Source organism: Stenotrophomonas sp. YJH_SMC_94-11 (assembly GCF_059370435.1).
The window spans coordinates 92,376-113,192 of record NZ_JCAFTR010000002.1 but is presented as its reverse complement, the minus strand read 5'-3'; the positions used below and the strand labels follow the sequence as shown (position 1 = coordinate 113,192).

Annotated in this window: 19 protein-coding genes; 6 read left to right on the top strand and 13 right to left on the bottom strand. The window is 66.8% G+C overall.

The genetic code is table 11. The annotated features are described in order from the left end of the window. From pgaB to pgaD, 3 genes are read left to right on the top strand one after another with little or no spacing between them, the layout of a single operon-like run. On the top strand, positions 1-1,887 hold the full coding sequence (gene pgaB, locus AC5P74_RS04770; RefSeq protein WP_329842350.1) for a poly-beta-1,6-N-acetyl-D-glucosamine N-deacetylase PgaB: 1,887 nt from the start codon (positions 1-3) through the stop codon (positions 1,885-1,887). A gap of 1 nt (position 1,888) precedes the next feature. Then, complete coding sequence (gene pgaC / locus AC5P74_RS04765; protein ID WP_053499964.1) at positions 1,889-3,145, top strand: poly-beta-1,6-N-acetyl-D-glucosamine synthase; 1,257 nt, start codon at positions 1,889-1,891, stop codon at positions 3,143-3,145. Then, positions 3,142-3,612 (top strand): poly-beta-1,6-N-acetyl-D-glucosamine biosynthesis protein PgaD, encoded by a 471-nt coding sequence (pgaD, locus tag AC5P74_RS04760; RefSeq protein WP_053499966.1) that lies wholly within the window; start codon positions 3,142-3,144, stop codon positions 3,610-3,612. Before pgaC ends, pgaD begins: the two co-directional genes overlap by 4 nt. Positions 3,613-3,721: 109 nt before the next feature. Here the strand turns inward: pgaD and AC5P74_RS04755 are convergent, their stop codons facing one another. The 12 genes from AC5P74_RS04755 to AC5P74_RS04700 form a co-directional block, all read right to left on the bottom strand. Further along, the gene (locus AC5P74_RS04755) at positions 3,722-4,993 is read right to left on the bottom strand and encodes a glutamate-5-semialdehyde dehydrogenase (protein ID WP_070489496.1); all 1,272 of its coding nucleotides are present in this window, start codon (positions 4,991-4,993) and stop codon (positions 3,722-3,724) included. Then, a complete protein-coding gene (gene proB, locus AC5P74_RS04750) occupies positions 4,990-6,147 on the bottom strand; it encodes a glutamate 5-kinase (RefSeq protein ID WP_495204849.1) in 1,158 nt (385 codons plus the stop codon). The genes AC5P74_RS04755 and proB overlap by 4 nt, the downstream gene beginning before the upstream one ends. A gap of 11 nt (positions 6,148-6,158) precedes the next feature. Then, entirely contained in the window at positions 6,159-6,422 is a 264-nt protein-coding gene (locus tag AC5P74_RS04745) for a YciI family protein (RefSeq protein WP_005417692.1), read from the bottom strand. Continuing rightward, positions 6,422-7,717, bottom strand: a complete 1,296-nt coding sequence (gene argH / locus AC5P74_RS04740; protein ID WP_053499972.1) for an argininosuccinate lyase — start codon at positions 7,715-7,717, stop codon at positions 6,422-6,424. The genes AC5P74_RS04745 and argH overlap by 1 nt, the downstream gene beginning before the upstream one ends. Before the next feature lie 20 nt (positions 7,718-7,737). Then, positions 7,738-8,691 carry an N-acetyl-gamma-glutamyl-phosphate reductase gene (gene argC, locus AC5P74_RS04735; protein ID WP_005417695.1) on the bottom strand — a complete coding sequence of 318 codons (954 nt, stop codon included), beginning with the start codon at positions 8,689-8,691 and terminating at the stop codon, positions 7,738-7,740. Then, positions 8,688-9,290: a GNAT family N-acetyltransferase gene (locus AC5P74_RS04730; protein ID WP_346607894.1), complete on the bottom strand. Its 603-nt coding sequence runs from the start codon at positions 9,288-9,290 to the stop codon at positions 8,688-8,690. The genes argC and AC5P74_RS04730 overlap by 4 nt, the downstream gene beginning before the upstream one ends. Positions 9,291-9,293: 3 nt before the next feature. Next, the gene (locus AC5P74_RS04725; protein WP_171957264.1) at positions 9,294-10,622 is read right to left on the bottom strand and encodes an acetylglutamate kinase; all 1,329 of its coding nucleotides are present in this window, start codon (positions 10,620-10,622) and stop codon (positions 9,294-9,296) included. A gap of 76 nt (positions 10,623-10,698) precedes the next feature. Next, on the bottom strand, positions 10,699-11,796 hold the full coding sequence (locus AC5P74_RS04720; RefSeq protein WP_053499978.1) for an acetylornithine deacetylase: 1,098 nt from the start codon (positions 11,794-11,796) through the stop codon (positions 10,699-10,701). A 17-nt stretch (positions 11,797-11,813) separates the two neighbouring features. Next, a complete protein-coding gene (locus AC5P74_RS04715; RefSeq protein WP_053499980.1) occupies positions 11,814-12,254 on the bottom strand; it encodes a GNAT family N-acetyltransferase in 441 nt (146 codons plus the stop codon). A gap of 55 nt (positions 12,255-12,309) precedes the next feature. Then, on the bottom strand, positions 12,310-13,503 hold the full coding sequence (locus tag AC5P74_RS04710; protein ID WP_329842354.1) for an argininosuccinate synthase: 1,194 nt from the start codon (positions 13,501-13,503) through the stop codon (positions 12,310-12,312). A 62-nt stretch (positions 13,504-13,565) separates the two neighbouring features. Continuing rightward, positions 13,566-14,576, bottom strand: a complete 1,011-nt coding sequence (locus AC5P74_RS04705; RefSeq protein WP_005417714.1) for an N-acetylornithine carbamoyltransferase — start codon at positions 14,574-14,576, stop codon at positions 13,566-13,568. Between the two features lie 319 nt (positions 14,577-14,895). Further along, positions 14,896-15,459, bottom strand: coding sequence for a glycine zipper 2TM domain-containing protein (locus AC5P74_RS04700; RefSeq protein WP_053499984.1), 564 nt, complete (start codon positions 15,457-15,459; stop codon positions 14,896-14,898). A 186-nt stretch (positions 15,460-15,645) separates the two neighbouring features. Between AC5P74_RS04700 and cysS the strand changes: the two genes are divergently transcribed. The 3 genes from cysS to AC5P74_RS04685 are packed head-to-tail and all read left to right on the top strand — an operon-like array spanning position 15,646 to position 18,773. Further along, entirely contained in the window at positions 15,646-17,022 is a 1,377-nt protein-coding gene (cysS, locus tag AC5P74_RS04695) for a cysteine--tRNA ligase (RefSeq protein WP_053499986.1), read from the top strand. A 54-nt stretch (positions 17,023-17,076) separates the two neighbouring features. Further along, positions 17,077-17,529, top strand: a complete 453-nt coding sequence (locus tag AC5P74_RS04690; RefSeq protein ID WP_053499987.1) for a SufE family protein — start codon at positions 17,077-17,079, stop codon at positions 17,527-17,529. Then, complete coding sequence (locus AC5P74_RS04685; protein WP_005417718.1) at positions 17,526-18,773, top strand: MFS transporter; 1,248 nt, start codon at positions 17,526-17,528, stop codon at positions 18,771-18,773. The genes AC5P74_RS04690 and AC5P74_RS04685 overlap by 4 nt, the downstream gene beginning before the upstream one ends. 648 nt (positions 18,774-19,421) lie before the next feature. Here the strand turns inward: AC5P74_RS04685 and dksA are convergent. Beyond that, the gene (gene dksA, locus AC5P74_RS04680) at positions 19,422-20,648 is read right to left on the bottom strand and encodes an RNA polymerase-binding protein DksA (protein WP_065186037.1); all 1,227 of its coding nucleotides are present in this window, start codon (positions 20,646-20,648) and stop codon (positions 19,422-19,424) included. Positions 20,649-20,817 lie beyond the last annotated feature (169 nt).

The following is a 20,817-nucleotide window of genomic DNA, read 5'->3' as shown; positions in this document are numbered from 1 at the left end:
ATGGCCTGCTTCCTGCGACTGATCGTGCTCCTGCTGCTGGCCGCCATGCCGCCGGCGTTCGCGCAGCAGGCCGCGCATCTCGATGCGATCGACAATGGCCTGCTGATCCTCAGCTACCACGACATCCGCGACCAGGTCGCGGCCAAGGGCGATGCCGATACCTATGCGGTGAGCACGCAGAACTTCGCCGCACACCTGGACTGGCTCGGCGCGCATGGCTACCACCCGGTCTCGCTGTCGCAGGTGATCGATGCCTCGCAGGGGCGGGCCACGCTGCCGCCCAAGCCTGTGCTGCTGACCTTCGATGACGGCCTGCGCAGCGTCTACGACAAGGCCTTCCCATTGCTGCAGGCCTACCGCTACCCGGCACTGGTGGCGGTAATCACCGACTACGTGGACATGGCTCCGGGACGCACCATCGACTACGGGTACCGGCCGTTCGGCCGCGATGACTTCGTCACCTGGGCGCAGCTGAAGCAGATGCACGACAGCGGCCTGATCGAAGTGGCCAGCCACACCGATGACCTGCACCACGGCGTGCTCGCCAATCCACAGGGCAATTCCACGCCCGCCGTGGTCACCCGCATCTACAGCCCGGCCACGCACAGCTACGAGACTGAAGCGCAGTATGAGCAGCGCCTGCGCACCGACCTCGCGCGCAGCGTGCAGCGCATCGAGCAGCACCTGGGCGTGCGCCCGCGCGCCATCGTCTGGCCGTACGCGGCCTACAACCAGTTGAGCAACGACATCGCCGAACAGCTGGGCATGCCGGTGTCCTTCGATCTGGAGGGCCGCAGCACGCCGGTGGCCAGCGACCTGCATGGCCTGGCGCGCTTCCTGGTCAGCGACAACCCGACCGTGGAAGGCCTGGCCTACGAGCTGCGCCGCGATGTCGCGCTCGATGGCATCCGTGCCCTGCAGATCGACCTGGATGATGTCTACGACGCTGACCCGGCGCAGCAGGCACGCAACCTCGATGCGCTGGTCGAACGGGTCAAGCGCATCGCGCCGACGCACGTCTACCTGCAGGCGTTCGCCGATCCGGACGGCAACAACACGGCCGATGCGCTGTACTTCCCCAACCGTCACATGCCGATGCGGGCGGACCTGTTCAGCCGCGTCGCCTGGCAACTGAAATCCCGCGCCGGCGTGAAGGTCTACGCATGGCTGCCGGTGCTTGGCTTCGAGCTGCCCGACCCGGCGCAGCGCAAGGCGCTGGCGATCCGCAACGGCGATGCCGACGGCATGTACCGGCTCGACTTCACCAACCCGAAAGCCCGCCAGATCATGCTCGACATCTACGAGGATCTGGCGGTCAATTCCTACTTTGAAGGCCTGCTGTTCCATGACGACGGCTACCTGCGCGACACCGAGCTGCCGGCACTGGCAGCCGGCGGCGATGGCAGTGCGCGCACGCAGGCGCTGATCAGCTTCACCCTGGCGCTGCGCGACAGCGCGCAACGCTGGCGCCCGAAACTGGCCACCGTGCGCAACCTGTACGCTGAGCCGGTACTCCGCCCGCAGAGCGAGGCCTGGTTCGCGCAGCGCCTGGACCTGTTCAACAAGGCCTATGACCAGACCGCGCTGATGGCGATGCCGTGGATGGAAGGCAGCAAGCACCCCGAGCGCTGGCTGGACCAGCTGCTGGCCGCAGTACGCACACACGACCCGCAGCTGCAGCACACCCTGTTCGAGCTGCAGACCGTCGATTGGCGCAACGGGCAACCGATTCCCGCCGAGCGCCTGCGCGCACAGATCCGCCAGTTGCAGGCACAGGGCGTGCACCACTTCGCCTGGTACCCGGACGATTTCATCGCCGACCAGCCCTCCACCCGCGATGCCCGCGCGGCGATGTCCGCCGGCACCTTCCCGTACCCGGAGAAGTGACATGGACATGCATCCGCTGCTGCAGGTCCTGTTCCAGTTCGCTTTCTACTACCCGATGGTGATGGCGTTCTTCTGGATGTCCGGCGGCCTCTACTACTACTACCGGCGCGAACGCCACTCGCGCCCGCGCAACGACCCTCCATTGATGGTCGATCCCCCCTTCGCGAGCCTGCTGGTGCCCTGCCACAACGAGGCAGAGAATCTGGATGACACACTCACTGCGGCGCTGGCCCAGCGTTACCCCGCCGACTACGAAGTGATCGCCATCGATGATGGCAGCAGCGATGACACCGGCGCGCGGCTGGATGTGCTGGCGGCAAGGCACCCGCGGCTGCGCGTATTGCACCTGGATCGTAACCTGGGCAAGGCCAATGCGCTGCGCATGGGCGCACTGGCCGCTCGCTCGGAGTACCTGGTGTGCATCGACGGCGATGCAATGCTGGAGGAACATGCGCTGCACTGGATGATCTGGCACCTGGTCAGCGGCAACCGGGTCGGTGCGGTCACCGGCAACCCGCGCATCCGCAACCGCTCCACCCTGCTCGGACGCCTGCAGGTGGCCGAGTTTTCCTCGATCATCGGCATGATCAAGCGCGCGCAGCGCGTATACGGGCGCATCTTCACCCTCTCCGGGGTGATCGCCGGCTTCCGCCGTACCGCCCTGCATCAGGTCGGCTGGTGGTCGGATGACATGGTGACCGAGGACATCGACATCAGCTGGCGCCTGCAGCGCGCGCACTGGGACATCCGCTACGAACCCAATGCGCTGTGCTTCATCCTGATGCCGGAGACCCTCAAGGGCCTGTGGCGGCAGCGCCTGCGCTGGGCCCAGGGCGGCGTGGAGGTAATGCTGCGCCACGCGCGCTCGCTGCTGCACTGGAAAGAGCGGCGCATGTGGGGCGTGCTTCTGGAGTACGTGCTGAGCGTGATCTGGGCCTACACCATGTTGTTCATCGTGCTGCTGTGGGCACTGGGCAAGTTCGTCGAGCTGCCGCCGCAGCTGCATATCGCCAGCCTGCTGCCGCAGTGGCATGGCGTGATCCTGGCGCTGGTCTGCCTGCTGCAGTTCGCCAGCAGCCTGATCATCGACCGGCGTTACGAAACACAGATTGGACGCAACTATTTCTGGGTCATCTGGTACCCGATGGCGTACTGGCTGATCAGCCTTTCCACCACCCTGGTGGCGTTGCCGAAGACACTGCTGCGCCGTCGCAGCAAGCGCGCCACCTGGACCAGCCCTGACCGGGGGATCCGATGAACGCGCAACGCCCGTCCAACCGCTTCGACTCACGGATGATCCGCAAGCCACACCGCCAGCCGCGCTTCCAGCGCACCGCCTGGGGATTCGTCACGCTGGCGTTCTGGGGCTTCTACTTCTACCTGTGGGCGCCCCTGGTGACCCTGTTCTCGTGGTTGGTTGGCGGCCAGCTGGCCTGGCAGCAGCTGTACGAACGGCAAAGCCAGTTCGATCCCTACGTGCTGGTGGCATTGCCGCTGATGCTGCTGGGCGCCAGCGTGCTGCTGATCGGCTGGGCCGAGTACAACCGCGCCCGCTTCCGTGGCCGCGAACGCCGCCTGCCGCGGCCACTGGCCAGCCTCAACGAAGTGGCCGCCGATCTGGGTGCCAGCACGGGGCTGGCCGAACGCCTGATGGGCTGCAAGGCCGCCACGTTGCACATGGATGATCACGCACGCCCGGTCGGCATCCGCCGCGAGGTGGTGTAGCCCGACAAGCCGGTGGGGTGCCGACCCTGGTCGGCGCTTGTGCCTGGTGGGTGCCGATCATGGTCGGCACCGGGGTCTACCGCGAAGAGCATCCACGCATGGCGTGAATCTACTTGCGCGTCTGCCCTTCGCCACGCACCACGAAACGTTCGACGGTGAGCGCTTCCAGACCCATCGGGCCATAGGCATGCAGGCGCGTGGTGGAAATGCCGATTTCGCTGCCCAGGCCCAGCTGGCCACCATCGGAGAAGCGCGATGAGGCATTGACCATCACCACCGCCGAGCGCAGCGCAGTGACGAAGCGCTCGGCATGGTCGGCGTCTGCGGTCGCGATCACTTCGGTGTGGTCGGAGGTATAGCGGCGGATGTGCGCGATGGCCGCATCGAGGTCGTCCACCACGCGCACGGCCAGCACAAGGTCGAGGAACTCGGCGGCGTAGTCCTCCTCGGTCGCCGCCGTGCTGCCCGGCAGCAGCGGCTGCGCCTGCGCATCGGCGCGCAGCTGAACGCCACGCTGGCCAAGCGCCTGCGCCACGCGCGGCAGGAAGGAATCGGCTACGTCACGGTGTACCAGCAGTGTCTCCAGAGAATTGCAGGCGGCTGGCCGGCTGCACTTGCCATCCACCAGCAGGTCGATGGCCTTGCCCAGGTCGGCGCTGGCATCCACGAACAGATGACAGACACCCTTGTAGTGCTTGATCACCGGTACCCGCGCATGCTCGGCAACGAAACGGATCAGGCCTTCGCCACCGCGCGGAATCGCCAGGTCGATCAGCTCATGCAGCTGCAGCAGTTCCAGCATCGCCTCGCGGCGCAGGTCGGTCAGCACGGTCACGGCGGCCGGCGGCACGCCATTGGCCTTCAATGCACCGGCGAGTGCCTGCGCGATCGCGGTGTTGGAGTGAATTGCCTCGGAACCACCGCGCAGGATCACGCCGTTACCCGCCTTCAGGCACAGCGCCGCGGCTTCGGCGGTCACGTTCGGGCGCGCCTCGTAGATCATCGCGATCACGCCCAGCGGCACGCGCACCTTCTGCACGCGGATGCCATTCGGGCGCACGTCATCGCGGGTGACCTCGCCGACAGGATCTGGCAATCCGGCCACTTCGCGCACGGCTTCGGCCATCGCGAACAGGCGCGGCGGGTCCAGTGCCAGACGATCGAGCATGGCGCTGCCCACGCCCTTCTCGCGCGCGGCGGCGAGGTCACGTGCATTGCCGGCCAGGATCAACCCTGCATTCACTTCCAGCGCCTGCGCCATCGCCAGCAGCAGCGTGCGTCGTGCCGCGCCGTCGAGGCCGGCAACGATCTGCGCCGCATCACGGCAGGCACGCGCCTGCGCTTCGATCTCGCTCATCGGTGTGTCCTTCAATCCGGTCATGGCAGCACCAGGTCGTCGCGATGGACGACGCTGCCGCCATAGTTGTAGCCGAGCACGGCCTGGATGTCGCGCGAATGGTGGCCGGCAATCCGGCGTACGTCGTCGGCAGCATACTGGCTGACGCCACGGGCCACGCAGACTCGGCCCTGCGGCGCGTTCCAGCACACCTGTACCATATCGCCGCGGCGGAACACGCCCTCTGCACCGGTGATGCCACCGGGCAGCAGCGAGGCGCCCTTCTCGCGCATCGCCTGTGCCGCACCGGCATCGATGACGATCACACCCTCGGCCAGCGGTGCATGCCGCAGCCAGTGCTTGCGGGCGGCCTCGCGGCTGCGTGCGGCATGGATGCGGGTGCCGAACAGGCGGTCCTGCGCCAGCGCGCGCACCACGTCACCGCTGCGGCCATTGAACAGATAGGTTTCGATGCCCAGGCGTCCGGCCTTCGCCGCCGCCTCCAGCTTGGTGCGCATGCCGCCGGTACCGACGCGCGAGCCGGCGCCGCCCGCCATCGCCAGCACCTCGTCACCCAGTTCCGGCACGTCGTGCAACGGCCGCGCATCGGCCACGGTGCGCGGGTCGGCGCTGTACAGGCCATCGATGTCGGTGGCGATGAACAGCGCATCGGCGTCGACCAGCGCCGCCACGGTGGCAGCCAGGTTGTCGTTGTCGCCGAGCTTGAGCTCATCCACCGACACGGTGTCGTTCTCGTTGACCACCGGCAACGCGCCCAGGCGCAATAGTTCACTCAACGTGGCGCGTGCATTGAGGTAGCGGCGGCGGTTGCGCAGGTCGTCATGGGTCAGCAGCACCTGCGCCACCGGGCGCTCGAAGAAGCGCTGCCAGAGCCCGATCAGCTGGGCCTGGCCAAGCGCCGCCAGGGCCTGCCGCGCCGCCATCGCTGCGCCCGGTTCATCGGCGCGCGGCAGGATCGCGCGCCCGGCAGCGACCGCGCCGGAGGAGACGATCACCACCTCGCGCCCGCCCAGGAGATTGGCCGAGACGAACTGGGCCAGGCCCAGCGCGTGGCGTGGCGACAGGCCGCCGCCATCGGCTGCCAGCAGGCTGCTGCCGACCTTGAGCACCGCACGCCGCCACGGCGGCAGCACCTGTTCGGGGAACGGCGAGGCGACATGGGCAGCGTGCTGGATCATCGGTCAGGCTCTCAGCGGGTGTTCCATTCGTGCACGGTCAGGTCGGAGGCCTGCATCGTCACCAGTGGATCGGTGGCGACGATGGCCCGCGCCTGCGCCAGGCTGTCCACGTTGCACAGCACGTAGGCGCCACCGCTGCCATCGGCGAAGCCACCGGTCAGCTGCAGCTTGCCCTGCGCCTGCAACGCATCGAGGAAATCGCGGTGCGGCTGCACCGCTGCATCGTTGAAGTCCGGCCGGCGCATCGCCAGGACCAGGTAGACAGTGCCCGCCATCAGGACAGCGCCTGCCAGCGCGCGCGCAGTTCGTCCAGGCGCAGGTCAGCGGCCGCGCCCGGCGATACACGCGCGGCCAGGCTGCCTTCCGGCGTGCGTCCCTGCCCTGCACTGTCGGCACCGGCCGCAGCGGCCTTGTAGGCCTCGCGGAACGGTACGCCAGCCACGGCCGCCTCCACGGCGACGTCGGTGGCATACATGCCCGAATCAATCGCCGCGCGCAGCCTGTCCTCACGCCATTCCAGATTGGCCAGCAGCGCCGGCAGCAGTTCCAGCGCGGCCAGGCCACGGCCGAAGCCGTGGAAGATGGCACCCTTGGACGACTGCAGGTCGCGATGGTAGCCAGACGGCAGCGACAGTAGCTGCTCGATCTCGGTGCGCGCAGCGGCGACGCTGGCGTGGGTGGCGCGCATCAGCTCGATCACATCCGGATTGCGCTTGTTGGGCATGATCGAACTGCCGGTGGTGTACTGCGCCGGCAGCGCGACGAAGCCGAATTCGGCGCTGGTGAACAGCGACAGGTCCCACGCAATGCGGCGCAGGTCCAGCGTGGCGCCACCGAGCGCTTCCAGTGCAGCCAGCTCGAACTTGCCACGCGACAGCTGCGCGTAGATCGGCGAGATCTGCATGCGCGCGAAGCCCAGCGCGGCGGTGGTGTGCTTGCGGTCCAGCGGCAGGTTCACGCCGTAGCCGGCAGCGGTGCCGAGCGGATTGGCATCGACCAGTGCATGGGTGTCACGGGCGCGGATGGCGTTGTCGATGAAGGCCTCGGCCCAGCCCGCCCACCACATTCCGGCCGAGGACACCACGGCACGCTGGATGTGGGTGTAGCCGGGAATCGGCAGATCCTTCTCAGCCTGCGCGCGGTCCAGCGCGACCTTGGCCACGTCGGCGCTGAGCTGGGCCACGCGCAGCAGCTTCTCCTTCAGCCACAGGCGCGTGGCGACCAGGATCTGGTCATTGCGGCTGCGGCCGGTGTGGATCTTGCGACCCGCATCACCAAGGCGTTCGGTCAGGCGCGCTTCGATCGCCGAGTGGCCATCCTCGTACTGCGTATCCAGCACGAAGCGGCCTTCGCGGAAGTCCTGCGCCAGGATCTCCAGTTCGCGCAGAAGTCCGGCAAGCTCATCGGCACTGAGGATGCCGATGTGCTGCAGGCCCTGCGCATGCGCGGCGCTGGCAGCGATGTCATGCAGGAAGAACTCGCGGTCGAGGATCACGTCGTCGCCGGCGAGGAAGGTCTGGATCTGGGCGTCGACGGCGACGCCGGGCTTCTGCCAAAGAAGGTCTGCCATGGGGGCTCCGGAATGCGTGTTCAGTGCGGGATCGACGTCAGTTCGTCGATGCCCAGCGCGAGGTTGAGGTTCTGCATGGCCTGGGTGGCCGCGCCCTTCAGCAGGTTGTCCAGCGTCGCCACCACGACCACGCGCTTGCCGCCCGGCGCGAGCGTGAAGCCACCGACCTGGGCACCGTGGCGGCCGGCGATGCGGCTGACCCACGGCGCTTCGTCCAGCACTTCGATCAAGGGTTCACCGGCATAGGCCTGCTGGAAGCGCTCGACGATCTGCTCACGGGTCTGCACGCGGTTCAGCCACAGGTTGGCGGTCAGCGTGATGCCACGGAAGTGCGGCGCGACGTGTGGCATGAACTCGACGGCCACGCCCAGCTGCACGGACACTTCGCGCTCGTGCACATGGTTGGTCAGCGCATACGGCATCAGGTTGTCGGCCAGCAGTTCGACGTTGTTCTTGTCCGACGGCGTAGTGCCGGCACCGGAGTAGCCGGACACACCGAAGCACTGCGGCGGGCCGGCCAGCAGGTCCAGCAGCGGATGCACCGCCAGCTGCATCGCCGTGGCATAGCAGCCCGGGTTGCTGATGTGCTTCTGGCCGTTGTACCGGCCGCGGGTCAGCTCCGGCAGGCCGTAGTACCAGCTGTTGTCGAAGCGGTAGTCGGCCGACAGGTCGACGATGACGGTGTCGGGCTTCGCCGCTTCCAATGCGGCCACGAACGGAGCGGCCAGGCCGTTGGGCAGGGCCAGGATCACCGCGTCCACCCCCTTGGCCGCCACTGCGTCGGCGTCCAGGTTTTCGTACTGCAGCTCGCCCTGGAATTCCGGGTGGTGGTCGGACAGGCGCTGCCCGGCGCGCTCGCGCGAGGAGACGAAGGCCAGTTCCAGCCGTGGGTGGGCGGCCACCAGCTTGATCAGCTCGGCGCCGGTATGGCCGCGGGCACCGACGATGCCCAGGGTGAAGGTCGAATCGTTCATGCGTGGCTGTCCAGTCGGTATTGCAGGTGGCGCTTCACGCCCTGCCATTCGGCATCGATGATGGAAAAGATGACGGTGTCGCGCGGCGTGCCGTCGGCGTGCCGCTTGTGGTTGCGCAGCACGCCATCCTGCTTGGCGCCCAGGCGGGCGATGGCGGTGCGCGAGGTGACGTTGAACCAACTGGTTTCCAGCACCACGCTGATGCAGCCCATGGCCTCGAAGGCGTGCTGCAGCAGCAACAGCTTGGCTTCGGTGTTGGCGCCGGTGCGCTGCACGCGCGGCGTGTACCAGGTGTAGCCGAGGCTGAGCTTGGGCACGCTGGGGTCCATGTCGTAGAAGCGCGTGCTGCCGATGATGTCACCCGCCGCATCGTAGATCACGAACGGCAGCACCTTGCCTTCGGCCTGCACCTGCAGCGCGGCCTGCACATAGGCTTCGGCCCGCTGCGGTGACGGTACCTGGGTGTACCAGAGCTGGTCCAGGCCGCTGCCTTCGAGTGCAGCGCGCAGGCCGGGGACATGCTCAAGCTGAAGCGGCTGCAGCGTCACATGCTGGCCGCGCAGGGTAGGCACCGTCTTCCAAACGTCAGGATTGGCCATCGCTCAGCCCTGCAGGCTCGGTGCGCGCTGCGCGCAATGATCGACATAGGTCTTGATCCGGTCGATGCCATCGGCGCCGAACCAGAACACTTTCCAATGGTCCTGCTTGTAGCAGCCATCGGACTCGGCGTAGTAGAAGTGGTTGATCGGGTTGCCGTGGCGCGAGCGCCAGAACAGCTGCGGGGTTTCCTCCAGCATCACGTTCCAGACCGCACGCCCTAGGCCTTCACCCTGCGCGTCGTCGAGCACGGCGAACTTGTCCAGGTACACGCCCTCTGCCTCGTCGGTGAGGATCACCGCAGTGCGGTAGTTCTCGCTGACATAGGCACGCAGCAGCTTGGTCTTTTCGAAGTAGTCCGGCACCAGGGTGCGGCCGAAGCTGGATTCGATCAGGCCCTTCAGCCGCGGCAGGTCGAGCTCGCTCCAGGCGGTGGCGCGCAGTACTTTCTCACCCTTGCGCACCAGCGTGCCCGAGCCCTTGTGGGTGAACAGTTCCTTGGCCAGGTCGGCCGGACGCGTGATCGACACCGACGATTCCAGCGGCAGGCGGTCGAGCAGGTCCTTGATCTGTTCGATCTTCACCTTCATGCCACCGTGGATCCACGGCTGCGCGATCAGGTGGTCGTATTCGGTGGACAGGTTGATCGAATCGATCACGTTGCCCGCCTCGTCCAGCAGGCCACCGGTGCCGGTCAGGAAGATGATCTTGTACGGCTGCAGTTCCTGCACCAGCTCGTTGGCGGCAAAGTCGGCGTTGACGTTGAGGATCTGGCCACCGGCGGTTTCACCCAGGCTGGTGATGACCGGGATCGAGCCGGCACGCAGGCTGGCCTCGATCGGTGCCAGGTTGACCTTCTTCACCTCGCCGACCAGGCCGTAGGTGTCCACGTCCAGGTACTCGGCCTCGAACACGCCACCGGTGATCGAGGTGGCACGTGCGCCGTTCTGCTGCAGCGCCTCGACCAGGCGCAGGTTGGACTGCTGGAACACCCGGCGCACGATCGCCAATGCTTCCGGCGAAGTCACGCGCAGGCCGTTGACGGTCTGCTTCTCGATGCCGGCGGCCGACAGCTCGGCATCCAGCTGCGGGCCGGCGCCGTGCAGCACGATCGGGGTCAGACCGACCTCCTGCAGGAACGACAGCGAGGAGGTCAGTGCGTCGAGGTCGTCGCGCAGCACCGCGCCGCCGACCTTGACCACGGCGAAGCGCTTGGCATCCAGCTGCGAAAAGCGCTTGAGGTACTGGCTGATCTCCTTCGCGCTGGCCATGCTGGAAAGCAGGCGCACGATGGTCTGGCGGGTCTGGCGGTGGGGCTGGAGGGCAGGAGACATTTCGGTTTCGTCACAGGCGGCGGTCGCCGCGTTGCAGTTCCGCCATGCCCGGGGCATGGCGGCGTTGTGGGGTCGATCAGGCGCCGGCGGTGATGATCCGATGCACGGCGTCGGTGTAGCGCTGCAGCTGGTCCAGCGTCACGAACTCATCGGCGGTGTGGGCCTGGGCGATGTCACCCGGGCCGAACACCAGGGTGGTGTAGCCAGCGGCCGAGAACAGCGACGCCTCGGTCCAGAAATCCACCGCATTGCCGATCGTCAGCTCCAGCGCATCGGCCACGTCGCGCGCCAGCAGGCGGCGGTTCTCAGCTTCGGCAATGTCACCGGCGGGCAGGCTGGGACCACGGAACGTCTCGGTGAAAACGGCGGCTTCCGGCTCGGCGAAACCGGCGAAGGTCGCCAGCAGGCCATCGATGTCCATCGACGGCAGCGGGCGGAACCCGAAGCGCACCTCAGCAGCCGGTGCGATCATGTTGGCCTTGATGCCGCCTTCGACGCGGCCGATATTGAAGCGCAGGCCGGTCAGTCCGCCAAAGCGCGCCGAAGCCAGCGATTCCACATGATCCAGCGCGCGGTTTCCCCAGCGCATGGCCTGGTGCAATGCGCTGGCGGCCGCATCCTGCTTGCCCGAGGCGTGCCCTGCCCGACCTGCGAACTGCATCAGCACCGAACTGATGCCACGGTGCGCCAGCACTGCTTCGCTCATGGTCGGTTCGGCCACGAGTACGGCTTCATACGGCAGGCCACGGGCCAGGAATGCAGCGATGCAGCGCGGGTCGTTGGCTTCCTCGTCGCTGGAGAACAGGAACGCGGCGTCGCCATCGCTGGCGTTGGCCGCCGCCACCAGTGCCGCGGCGGCGCCCTTGATGTCACACACGCCCAGGCCGACCACACGGTCGTCCAGGCGCCGCATCACGTGCGGGTCGGCACTCCAGTGCGGCGAATCCGGCACGGTGTCCAGATGCACGTTGAACAGGTACTTCGGCGTCCCACGCACGGCATACAGGCTCACCGCACCGGCGCCATGGTCGATCACCTCGACGTTGAAGCCGGGCAGGTTGTCGCGCAGGTAATCGAAGATGCCACCGGTGGTGATCGCACGCGGCGGGTTGCGGGTGTCGAAGGACACCAGCGCCTGCAGGTGATACAGGGTGGAAGCAAGCAGGTCGGTCATGGGAATCAACAAGGTGTTCACTCGGCCGCAGCCGGTGCATAGAGGTTCTGGCGCATGATTTCCATCAACGACTCTGGCCGTGCCGGCGCGCTGAAGCCGAACGTGGTGTAGAGCCGGTGGGCATCGCTGGTGGCCAGCATGAAGCGGCGCAGGCCCTGCAACTGCGGATGGGCCATGATCGCCTGCAGCAGTTGCTTGCTGTAGCCCTGGCCGCGGTGCTGTGGCAGCACGAACACATCGGCCAGATAGGCAAAGGTGGCACCATCGGTGATGACGCGCGCGAACGCAACCTGGCCGGACTCGTCCAGGTAGGCGCCAAAACACAGCGAACCATTGATCGCCCGCTCCACCACCTCGCGCCCGATGCCCAGGCTCCAATTGGCCTGGGTGGACAGGAACTGGTGGATCAGGGCAACGTCCAGGTGCTGCGGATCGGTGCTGATGCGGAGCGTGCTCATCGTTTCATCCGGTTGCCGTGCGCCCTGGCCCGCAAAGGGCCAGGGCGATGGGATCTCAGCGGTTCACCTGCGCGAACAGCGTCGAACTCATGCCGAACAGCTTGATGAAGCCTTCGGCCTCTTCCACGCCCCAGTCGGCCGACTGCGCGTAGGTGGCGCCCTTGGCGTTGAGCAGGTGCGGCGACTTCACCGCCACTGCATCGACGCGGCCGCCGCGGGTTTCCAGCACCACTTCGCCGTTGACCTTGGCCTGCGAGGACTTCAGGAAGGCCTCGATGTCGGTCTTCAGCGGGTCGTGGTAGAAGCCTTCGTACACCAGCTCCACCCATTTGCGTGCGACGTCCGGCTTGAAGCGGTTCTGCTGCTTGGTCAGCACGGCATCTTCCAGCGCGCGGTGCGCGGCCAGCAGCGAAACCAGGCCCGGGGCCTCGAACACGATGCGACCCTTCAGGCCGATCACGGTGTCGCCGGTGTAGACGCCGCGGCCAACGCCGTACGGGGCGAACAGCTTGTTGAGCTGGGCCAGGATCTGGTCGCCCGGCAGCGCCTTGCCGTTCAGTTCGACGGCTTCGCCTTCAACGAACTTCAGGGTCACGGTCAGCGCCTGTTCCGGCCATTCGCTGCGCGGCGAGCACCAGCCACGCGCGCCTTCACCCGGGGCTTCCCAACGGTCGATCTCACCGCCGGACATGGTCACGCCCAGCAGGTTCTCGTTGATGGTGTAGGCCTGCTGCTTGGCGCGCACGCCGAAGCCGCGCTCTTCCAGGTACTTCTGCTCGTAGGCGCGGGTCTGGGTGTGTTCCTTCTGGATCTCGCGGATCGGCGCGATGATCTGGTAGTCGCCCAGTGCCTTCACAGCCAGGTCGAAGCGGACCTGGTCGTTGCCCATGCCGGTGCAGCCGTGGGCGACGATGTGGGTACCCAGCTCGGCAGCACGCTTCAGCGCGGCATCGACGATCAGGTAGCGGTCCGAAACCAGCAGCGGGTACTGGCCCTGGTAGCCTTCGCCGGCCCACACGAACGGCTTGACGAAGCCTTCCCAGATGGCCGGGCCACCATTGACGGTGACGTGGCTGGTCACGCCCAGTTCGGCGGCGCGCTTCTCGATGAAATCGCGCTCTTCATCATCCACGCCACCGGTGTCGGCGAACACGGTGTGCACGTTGTAGCCACGCTCCTGCAGGTACGGCACGCAGAAGCTGGTATCCAGGCCGCCGGAGAAGGCGAGAACGACGTCTTTGTTGCTCATGGGGAGGGTATGTCCTGGTAGCGCCGGGCCGTGCCCGGCGGAAATGATTGAATCGGAAAAAATCAGCGCCCGGCAACCGCGGCCATGATCGCCTTCTGCACGTGCAGGCGGTTCTCGGCTTCGTTGATGGCGATGCACTGCGGCGAATCCATCACCGCATCGGTGGCCTTCACGTTGCGGCGCAACGGCAGGCAGTGGCTGAACACCCCGTTGTTGGTCAGCGCCATCTTCCGTTCGTCCACGATGAAGTGCTTGAACTGGTCACGGATCGGCTTTTCCGGTTCCCAGTTGCCGAAGAACGGCAGCGCGCCCCAGCTCTTGGCGTAGACCACGTCGGCGCCTGCGTAGGCGCTGTCGATGTCATGGCTGATCTTCAGCGAACCGCCGCTCTCGGCCACGTTCTGCTCGGCCCAGCCCATGTAGCGGTCGTCGAGGATGTAGTCGGCGGTCGGGCACAGCAGGGTCACGTCCATGCCCATGCGGGTGGCGATGGTCAGCGCCGAATTGGCAACGGCAGTGTTCAGCGGCTTGGGGTGGTAGGTCCAGGTCAGCACGTACTTCTTGCCGCGCAGGTCCTGGGTGCCGAAGTGCTCCTGCAGCGCCATGATGTGGGCCAGCTCCTGGCACGGATGGGTGATGGTCTCCATGTTGATGACCGGCACCGGCGAGTACTTGGCGAAGCTGTTGAGGACGATGTCCTGGCGGTCGTAGGCCCAGTCGACGAACTTGGGGAACGCGCGCACGGCGATGATGTCGCAGTAACGGCCCAGCACCTTGGCCACTTCAGCGATGTGCTCTTCGGTATCGCCGTCCATCACCGTGCCGAGGTTGAACTCGATCGGCCACGCATCCTTGCCCGGCTGCAGCACCACCGCGTGGGCGCCGAGCTGGAACGCGCCCAGTTCGAAGCTGGTGCGGGTGCGCATGGACGGGTTGAAGAACACCAGCGCGATCGACTTGCCCTTGAGCTGGTCGCCGAGCTTGTTGCGCTTGAACAGCGCGGCCTGGGTCAGCAGCGCGTCGAGATCGCTGCGGCTCCAGTCCTGGGTGTTCAGGAAGTGCTTGGGGGACATCATCTTTCCTTGCGTGGCGGCGCCGGGTTCGACGCAGTGGAAGGGAAAAGCAGGAACCAAAGGTGGAGCGAAAAGGTTGCAGTTGCAGCTTTCAGAACGCAGAAACGAAAAAACCCAGCCGGCGGGCTGGGTTTTTATCGGACGAACAGCAAAAAGCTCCGGTTACCCAGCGAGAATGTGGGGTTCCGGTCGACGCGCACGCGAGGTCATGCCCGACGCCTGTCGGGCTGCGCTGCTGTCGTGCTGGAAGTCGGTGAGCTTCATGGTCAGCCATCTTTGCATGCGGCCGGGGCCGGCGCAAGGGGCCGCGGTCGCAGAATCAGGGATTGCCGGCCGCACCCTGCTCGGGGCCGACCCAGGGCGTGATCGACACCCGGATCTTGAGCCGGTTGCCGGGGTCTTCCGGTAGCCGCGAGCGGTACTTGGTGCCCTTGTAGACGTAATCCACGTCGTAGGCGATGGGCCGGCGGAATTCACGCCCCACCGGCACGATGCGGCAGTCGCGGGTCAGCATCGGACCGGTGTTGGCCGGCGCCGGGGCCGGCGACTCGGTTCCGACCTCCTCAACGGCCTCCTCGTCACTGCGCTTGAACATCGAGCGCACCGAGTCCCAGAAGCGGCTGATCCGGCCCTTGTCCTCGACCGGCTCCTCGCCGGTCACGTTCACCGGGGCCAGGGTCCGGGTCGACACCGGCTCGCAGTGCTCTTCGGTGCGGGTCGCACGCAGGGTCTGGAACACGGGTTCGACGTTCAGCACCTGCGCGTAGTCGAACTTCACGTTCTCCACGATCACCACCCGGTTGCGGGGCTCGGCCTCCTGGGCCAGCACCACGGCGGGCAGCGCCGACAGGTAGGCCAGGGTCAGCAACGCGGTGGATTTCATTGGCGACGGGAGCAAGGACACGGCAATAGTGTAGGCAGTGGCGAGCGCAAGGGGCTGAACATTACCCGTCCACGCTGCTCCTGCCCACCCCACCCGGAGGAACCGGCGTCCACCGGTGGCAGCCAGTGCCCCCAAAGGGGGCCGACACGTTCTAAAATCACAGGCTTGTCCCCCAGCCACAGCCCCATGACCCTGCGCCTGCACAACAACCTGACTCGCCAGCTCGAACCGTTCACTCCGCTCGACCCGGCCTGTCCGACCCTGTATGTGTGCGGCCCCACGGTCTACAACTACGTGCACATCGGCAACGCCCGTGGCCCGGTGGTGTTCGGGGTGCTGGCCGATCTGCTGCGGCGCCGTTTCGGCGCGCTGCGCTACGCCCGCAACATCACCGACGTGGACGACAAGATCAACACCGCCGCGCGCGAGCAGGGCGTGCCGATCAGCACCATCACCGGCAAGTTCGCCGCCGCCTACCGTGAAGACATGGCCGCGCTGGGCGTGGTACCGCCGGACATCGAACCGGAGGTGACCGCGCACATTCCGCAGATCATCACCATGATCGAGCAGCTGATCGCCAACGGGCATGCCTATGCCGCCGAGGGCCACGTACTGTTCGCAGTGGCCAGCTTCGACGGCTACGGCAAGCTCTCGCGCCGCGACCCCGACGAAATGCTGGCCGGCGCCCGCGTCGACGTGGCCCCGTACAAGCGCGACCCGGGTGATTTCGTGCTGTGGAAGCCGTCCAGCGACGACCTGCCCGGCTGGGCGTCGCCCTGGGGCCGTGGCCGCCCGGGCTGGCACATCGAGTGCTCGGCGATGGCCGCGGCTCACCTGGGTGAGACCATCGACATCCATGCCGGCGGCGTCGACCTGCAGTTCCCGCACCACGAGAACGAGCTTGCGCAGAGCGAATGCGCCCACGGCGGCAAGATCTTCGCCCGCTTCTGGCTGCACAACGGCATGCTCAACTTCGGCGGCGCCAAGATGAGCAAGTCGCTGGGCAACATCGAGCGCGTGCACGATCTGGTGCGCCAGCATCCGCCGGAAGCGCTGCGCCTGGCCCTGCTGTCGGCCCACTACCGGCAGCCGCTGGACTGGTCCGATGCGCTGATCGAACAATCGGTGCGCACCCTGGACCGCCTGTACGGCACCCTGCGCGAATTGGCATCGGTCGAGGCCACTGCAGTGATTCCGGCCACGGTCGAGGCGACCCTGGACGACGATCTCAACACCCCACAGGCGCTGGCCGAAGTGGCCCGCATCGCCGCCGATGCGCGTCGTGCCACCGACCCGGCCGAGCAGGCGCGCCTGAAGGGTGAACTGCTCGGCGCCGGCCTGGCACTGGGCCTGCTGCAGGCCGATCCGGCGCAGTGGTTCGGCACCGCGGCCAGCGATGACGGCGACGATGCCCGCATCCAGGGCCTGATCGATGAGCGCGCCGCGGCCAAGAAGGCACGCGACTTCGCCCGTGCCGACGCCATCCGCGACCAGCTGGCCGCCGAAGGCATCGTGCTGGATGACACCCCGCAGGGCGTTCGCTGGTCGCGCAAGCGCAGCTGACCTGCCCTGCCCCGTGGCCGGTCCGCCGGCCACGCCCCCACCGTAGAGACTGTTGTGACCGACTCCCCGTTCCCGCTTGAATCCACCGCCGCCGAGGCCCAGACCGCCATCGCCGAGGAATTCGGCTTCTTCGGCGACTGGTCCGAGCGCTACCAGTACCTGATCGACCTCGGCCGCAAGCTGCCGGTCTTCCCGGAAGAATGGAAGACCGAAGAGCATCGCCTGCTCGGCTGCCAGTCGATGGTCTGGATCGTGCCGGAAGGCAACGCGCAGTCGCTGCGCTTCCATGCCATCAGCGATTCGGCGATTGTCTCCGGCCTGATCTTCCTGGCGCTGCGCGTGTACTCCGGGCGCTCGGCGCAGGAGATCCTGGCCACCGAACCGAGCTACATCCAGGACATCGGCCTGGCCCGCCACCTCTCGCCCACCCGCAGCAACGGCGTGGCGGCGATGCTGGCGTTCATCCGTGAGACGGCGCAGGCGCAGCTGCAGCGCGACCCGTCGTGAGCGAGCCCGCCACGGCCGAAGACAGTGCACTGGGCCTGCTGTCCCGGCCCGGTTTCGCCAGGCTGCTGGCCTACCGCATCTTTGCGATGCTGTCCTACCAGGTGGTCGCGGTCACTGTCGGCTGGCACATCTACGAAGTCACCCGCAATCCGTTCTCGCTGGGCCTGATCGGCCTGGCCGAGGTCGTGCCGTTCTTCTGCGTGGCTCCGTTCGCCGGTTACCTGGTGGATCACCTGCCGCGCCGTCGGCTGGGCATGGTCGCCTGTTGCGGGCTGATCGCCACTGCACTGGTATTGACCAGCGTGGCCATGGGCTGGTTGCCGATTGACGGCGTGTGGCCGATCTACGCGGCCATCGCGCTGACCGGCATGGTCCGCGCCTTCCTGTCGCCGATCTACAACGCCTTGTTCGCCCGCGTGCTGGCCCGTGACCAGTTCGCGCGTGGCGCCGGCCTGGGCGCGGTGGTGTTCCAGGCCGGCATGATCGCCGGCCCGGCACTGGGTGGCGTGCTGGTCGGCTTCGGTGGCAAAGGCCTGTCCTACGCAGTGGCCACCGCTTTTGCGCTGGTGGCGATGGCCTGCCTGGCCACGCTGAAGGTGGAAGAACCGGTGCATACCGGTCCGGCCGCCCCGATCTTCAAGAGCATCGCTGAAGGCGCGCGCTTCGTGGTCGGCAACCGGATCATGGTCGGCGCGATGGCGCTGGACATGTTCTCGGTGCTGCTGGGCGGCGTGGTGGCGATGCTGCCGGCGTTCCTGCACGAGATCCTGCACCACGGCCCGGAAGGACTGGGCATCCTGCGCGCGATGCCGGCGCTGGGCTCGGTGTGCGTGGGCCTGTGGCTGGCGCGCCACCCGCTGCACCGCAATGCCGGCCGCGTGCTGTTGTTCGCGGTGGCCGGCTTCGGCCTGTGCGTGATCAGCTTCGGGTTGTCGCAGCACTTCTGGCTGTCGGCGCTGATCCTGCTGTTCTACGGCGCGTTCGATGGCGTCTCGGTGGTGATCCGCTCGACCATCCTGCAGTTGGCTACGCCGGAAGAAATGCGCGGTCGCGTATCGTCGATCAACGGCATCTTCATCAGTTCGTCCAATGAGCTGGGCGCGTTCTATGCCGGCACGATGGCGAAGCTGCTCGGCCTGGTGCCGGCGGTGGTGCTGGGCGGATTCGCGGTGCTGAGCGTGGCCGGGATCACCGCGTGGAAGAACCCAACGCTGCGGAAACTGAATCTTCGCGACCTGCAGTAGCGTCGGCTCGTCGTTTCCGCGACAGCCGCTTTACGTGCGCCGACGCATTGGTAGCGCCGGGCCATGCCCGGCGGCCCTTTTCCGCGACCGCGGCGGGGTGTCACTTTCTTTTCGCGAAAAGAAAGTAACCAAAGAAACGCTCCGCCATCCGCGAGCCGGTGCTTCGCACCGGTACCCTGCGCTCCTCGGTGAATCAGGGGACGGCGCCGAACTCGCTGCGCTCAAACAGCGGCGCCTCTTCGCCCCTGATTCCCCTGCGGTGCTCGGCTCGCTACAAAGCGGACCCAACACAGCCGCGAGCGCACGCATGACCGCTCCTGGTAGAGCCAAGCCATGCTTGGCGGTTCTTGTTCTTGCTCTTGCTCTTCCCTACCCTCCGGCTTCGGCCTGAGCCGAGCGTGGGCTCGGCTCTACATCAGCCGCGCACGCAGGGATGCGTCGAGAGCCTGCGGGTGGGTCCGGGCGGGACCGTCCGCGGCATGGATGCCGCAGCCGAGCTTACAGGGATGTACTTGCAGCGTGTCCTGCCCGGACCCACCCGCAGGCTCCCTCCGATACCCGGAAGGCGCCGTTCTACCCAGCCAACCACCCCCAACAAAAAACCCGGCCGAAGCCGGGTTTTCTGCATGACCAGACAACGACCGGGAATCAGTCGCCCTGCTGCTTCTGCAGGTGCTCCCAACGCTCCTGGGCGTCGATGGTGCGTTCAGCGGTGAGGCGCGCTTCCAGGCGCTCCAGGCCGATTTCTTCGCCGGTGTCGACGCAGTAGCCGTAGTCGCCTGCTTCCAGGCGCTTCAGGGTGCTGTCGATCTTGCCGATCAGCTTGCGGTAGCGGTCGCGGGTACGCAGTTCCAGCGAGTTCTCGGTCTCGCGGGTCGCACGCTCGGCTTCGTCGCCGATGTCACGCACTTCCTCGCGCAGGTTCTCGATGGTCTGCTTGGACTCTTCCACCAGGTCCGCGCGCCAGTTCTGCAGGCGCTGGCGGAAATACTCCTGCTGCAGCGAGCTCATGTATTCCTCTTCCGAGGACGGCTTGTAGCCAGCCGGCAGGATCGGGCGGCCAGTGGCCTCGTCGGTCTTGTACTCGACCACCTTGTACTTGCTGCGCGGGGCCGGTGCTGCCGAGCGGGCGGCGACGGCCACGGCAACCTTGCCGACAGGGCGCGACACGGTCTTCGGGGCGGAATCGGATTTCACGGCGGTTTTGGCAGGCGATTTCGAAACGGGCACGGGATTCTTGGATTGCGGGGCCTTCGAAGCGACAGGAGCGGCGGCCGGGGCCGGCGTTGAGGCCGGCTGGGCTGCCGCCACTGCCACGGTCTTGGCCGGGACAGGCTTGGCCGGAGCCGGCTTGGCAGCAGGCTTCGGTGCGGACTTCACTACTGGGGCCGGGGTCGGCTTTGTGGCCGGCGCGGCAACGTTCTTGGCAACCTTCTTTACAGCGGCGGGCGTGGCGGCCGGTTTAGCCGCAGCGACCTTCTTTGCTACGGGCTTGGCGACCGGCTTGGCTGCAGCCTTCTTCACCACCGCCTTCGGCGCTGGCTTGGCGGCTGCCTTCCTGGCCACCGGCTTGGCGGCGGCCTTCTTCACCGGCGCAGCCTTGCTGACGGTCTTCTTCACCGGCGCCTTCTTGCTGGCAGCGGCTGGCTTGGCCTTGGCGGGCGCAGCGGCCTTCTTCGCCACCGGCTTGGTTGCCTTGACCGGCGTTTTCTTTGCGGTGGCCTTCCTGGCCGCCGGTTGCGAGGACGCTGCCTTGGTGGCCGGCTTGCTGGCCGGCTTCTTGGCAACGGGCTTTGCCGCCAACTTCTTCACAACAGGCTTGGCGGTTTTCTTGGCGGCCGTTGCGGCCTTCTTTGCAGTTTTTTTAGCAGCCACGAAACGCTCTTCCTTGGATTCCCCGGGGCCCGGGAAAGCGGGCCTTTATAGCCTACCCGACCCGCAGCAGCAACCTTGGCACCCTGCTCCATTCAGTCCTGGAGTCAAGGTGCCCAAGTGGCAGTCCGACGAACACGGACCGCCTTGCGCGGTACGGAACCTGGCCAAC

Coding starts and splice junctions, on each gene's coding strand:
- cysS (WP_053499986.1), top strand. CDS start 15,646: ATGACCCTGCGCCTGCACAACAACCTGACTCGCCAGCTCGAACCGTTC.
- pgaB (WP_329842350.1), top strand. CDS start 1: ATGGCCTGCTTCCTGCGACTGATCGTGCTCCTGCTGCTGGCCGCCATG.
- AC5P74_RS04755 (WP_070489496.1), bottom strand. CDS start 4,993: ATGACCGGATTGAAGGACACACCGATGAGCGAGATCGAAGCGCAGGCG.
- AC5P74_RS04730 (WP_346607894.1), bottom strand. CDS start 9,290: ATGGCCAATCCTGACGTTTGGAAGACGGTGCCTACCCTGCGCGGCCAG.
- AC5P74_RS04710 (WP_329842354.1), bottom strand. CDS start 13,503: ATGAGCAACAAAGACGTCGTTCTCGCCTTCTCCGGCGGCCTGGATACC.
- argC (WP_005417695.1), bottom strand. CDS start 8,691: ATGAACGATTCGACCTTCACCCTGGGCATCGTCGGTGCCCGCGGCCAT.
- argH (WP_053499972.1), bottom strand. CDS start 7,717: ATGGCAGACCTTCTTTGGCAGAAGCCCGGCGTCGCCGTCGACGCCCAG.
- AC5P74_RS04720 (WP_053499978.1), bottom strand. CDS start 11,796: ATGACCGACCTGCTTGCTTCCACCCTGTATCACCTGCAGGCGCTGGTG.
- AC5P74_RS04725 (WP_171957264.1), bottom strand. CDS start 10,622: ATGTCTCCTGCCCTCCAGCCCCACCGCCAGACCCGCCAGACCATCGTG.
- proB (WP_495204849.1), bottom strand. CDS start 6,147: ATGATCCAGCACGCTGCCCATGTCGCCTCGCCGTTCCCCGAACAGGTG.
- AC5P74_RS04745 (WP_005417692.1), bottom strand. CDS start 6,422: ATGGCGGGCACTGTCTACCTGGTCCTGGCGATGCGCCGGCCGGACTTC.
- AC5P74_RS04715 (WP_053499980.1), bottom strand. CDS start 12,254: ATGAGCACGCTCCGCATCAGCACCGATCCGCAGCACCTGGACGTTGCC.
- pgaD (WP_053499966.1), top strand. CDS start 3,142: ATGAACGCGCAACGCCCGTCCAACCGCTTCGACTCACGGATGATCCGC.
- AC5P74_RS04700 (WP_053499984.1), bottom strand. CDS start 15,459: ATGAAATCCACCGCGTTGCTGACCCTGGCCTACCTGTCGGCGCTGCCC.
- pgaC (WP_053499964.1), top strand. CDS start 1,889: ATGGACATGCATCCGCTGCTGCAGGTCCTGTTCCAGTTCGCTTTCTAC.
- AC5P74_RS04705 (WP_005417714.1), bottom strand. CDS start 14,576: ATGTCCCCCAAGCACTTCCTGAACACCCAGGACTGGAGCCGCAGCGAT.